Below are 2585 nucleotides of genomic sequence, written 5' to 3'. Positions count from 1 at the left end.
TGTCAATTAGGTAGCGGGGGGGGGGACGATCATTAAGACCCGCCTGACCGCTTCCAGGATTTTCCGAAAGGTCCCCCCCCGAAACCCTCAGGGACCGGGCTTTGTCGTGGTGGCCCTTCGACGGGCTCAGGGAGCGGGCTTTGTCGTGGTGGCCCTTCGACGGGCTCAGGGACCGGGAGAGAAAGCTCAGGGACCGGGGGAGCGGGCCCAGGACCGGGGGAGAGCGCTAGCGGCCGCCGCGCCGCTCCGGCAGGCGCTGCGCGCGCTCGTCGCTCGTGCGGATGAAGCGCGTCATCCCGAACCGCTCGCCGGAGTCCTCGACCGAGGTCCGCTCGCTCCGCGCCATCCGCAGGGACACCGATGACCGCTCCTCGTCCATGAGGAACACGGTCGTCGTCGCCTTGATCGACGGCCACTGTGCGAGCTGCGTCGCGACGAGCTCGTGGATGGCGGCGACGTCTGGCGCGCGCACGAGCAACATCGCGTCGTGTTCGCCGGTCGTGACGGCGAAGTATTCGAGCTCCTGCACCGACGACAGCCTGGCCCGGAAGTCGGCCCATTGACTCTGTCGGAGGGTGATGAACACCATCGCGGCGACCCCGAGACCCACCGTCGACGGGTCGACATCCGCATGAACACCACGGATGACACCGGCTCGGACCATCGCCTCGTACCGTGCGTAGGCGTTGGAACGGGAGATGCCCAGGTGCTCGGCGAGGGCGGCTACAGACGTTCTGCCATCGTCCCGCAGGACCTCCAGCATCCGAACATGCGTGTCATCGAGTTGCATTCGTGTGCTCCATTTGTCCAGTCGCGGCGTTGGTCGGGGACTTCGTTGGAGAGAATATGCCATTTCGCAGGGTATTTCGATACTTTCTTCCGCGCAGACGCAACAAAGTTTGACGGATGATCTGCTAACGCACTATTTTCAAGCTCATCCCTCCAACCAGATAAGGAGCACCACCTTGTCACGATTCCCCCGCCGCGGAGCAGCAGCCGTCGGTATCGCCATCGCAGCAGCGCTGGCGTTCAGCGGCTGTTCAGGCGCCGCACAGAACGACTCCTCCGCAGGAAAGTCCCTCGTTGTGGACGCTTCCTTCGACCTCAAGACCGCGGACCCGAACCGCGAGTACGAAACCACCGGCTCGATCGTCGCCAAGGCGCTCTACGAGACCCTCCTCACCTTCAACGGTGAAGACGTCACGACGCCCGTCGCCGGCCTCGCCAGCTACGAGATGAACGCCGACAACACGGTCCTCACGCTCACGATGAAGGGCGGCTCGACGTTCTCCGACGGCACCCCCGTCACCGTCGACGACGCCGTGTTCTCCCTCCAGCGCGTCCAGGGCGTCAAGGGCAACCCCTCGTTCCTCCTCGACGGCGTGACCGTCGCGAAGACGTCGGACACGACCCTCACGCTCACGTCCGACAAGCCGAACCCGGCCCTGCCGTTCATCCTGCCGAACCCCGCGCTCAGCATCGTGAACAAGAAGGTCGTCGAGAAGAACGGCGGCACCGCGACCGCTGACGACAAGGCCGAGGCGTTCCTCAACAAGACGTCCGCAGGCTCAGGCCCGTACACGCTCGAGTCGTTCGATGCCGCTTCGCAGGTCGTCTTCACGGCCAACCCGAAGTACACGGGCACGAAGCCCGCGTACGAGCGCATCGTGCTCCGCAACGTCCAGGGCCCGACGCAGAAGCTCAACGTCGAAGCCGGTGACTCGCAGGTCGCCCTCGACCTGAACCCCGACCAGGTCGGCGAGCTCGACGCATCGAAGGTCAAGATCATCGCGAACGCCTCGCGCTACATGATCTTCCTCCTCCTGAACCAGGACCCGTCGGTCAGCAAGTTCACGAGCAACCCGAAGTTCCTCGAAGCGGTCAAGGCCGGCATCGACTACGACAAGATCATCGACCTCGCCGGCAAGGGCTCCGTCCGCCCCGGTGGATTCATCCCGTCGATCTTCAACGGTGCGCTCGATGCGAAGGACGGCAACCAGTTCGACGCCGCTGCAGCCAAGACGGCCCTCGCGGCCTCCGGGTACAACGGTGAAGAGATCACGCTGAACTTCCCGAACGACATCACCGTCCAGGGCCTGTCGCTGCAGAGCGTCGCGGAGTCCGTCCAGGCACAGCTGAAGACGATCGGCGTCAACATCAAGCTCGCACCGGCGCCCGTCGCCACCGAGCTCGACGCCTACCGTGACGGCAAGGAGACCGTCGGTCTCTGGTACTGGGGCCCCGACTTCCCGGACCCGTCGAACTACCTCGTCTTCACCCCGGGTGAGCTCGTCGGCCTGCGTGCCGGCTGGGCAGCAGGCGCAGACCCGACCGTGACCGACCTCGCAGCAGCAGCTGCCGCAGCCGGAACGACCGATGAGCGCACCGCCGCCTACCAGGCGCTCCAGAAGGCACAGAACGCGAGCGGGCCGTTCATCCCGCTCCTGCAGCCCGCCCAGAACGTGGTCACCGCGACCACGATCAAGACGGTGCCGCTGAACCCGGTTTGGACGATCGACCTTGCCGGAATCAAGTAGCACGGCTCCTGCCGAGCAGCGCGCGCGAGCGGGTGTCCACCCGCTCGC

At 65.5% G+C, this 2585-nt stretch carries 2 protein-coding genes; one reads left to right on the top strand and one right to left on the bottom strand.

Features of this window, described 5'->3' with window-relative positions:
* Window positions 1-226: 226 nt before the first annotated feature.
* Window positions 227-790, bottom strand: coding sequence for an Lrp/AsnC family transcriptional regulator (locus ACL9RL_RS19725; protein WP_422781998.1), 564 nt, complete (start codon window positions 788-790; stop codon window positions 227-229).
* 175 nt (window positions 791-965) lie between these two features.
* On the opposite strand from ACL9RL_RS19725, the gene ACL9RL_RS19720 reads away from it, so the two are divergent.
* Window positions 966-2537, top strand: a complete 1572-nt coding sequence (locus tag ACL9RL_RS19720) for an ABC transporter substrate-binding protein (protein WP_422781997.1) — start codon at window positions 966-968, stop codon at window positions 2535-2537.
* Window positions 2538-2585 lie beyond the last annotated feature (48 nt).

It is taken from the genome of Plantibacter sp. Mn2098 (assembly GCF_049319745.1).
Classification (GTDB): Bacteria; Actinomycetota; Actinomycetes; order Actinomycetales; family Microbacteriaceae; genus Plantibacter.
This window is presented reverse-complemented; position numbering and strand designations above follow the sequence as displayed.

Coding starts and splice junctions, on each gene's coding strand:
- ACL9RL_RS19725 (WP_422781998.1), bottom strand. CDS start 790: ATGCAACTCGATGACACGCATGTTCGGATGCTGGAGGTCCTGCGGGAC.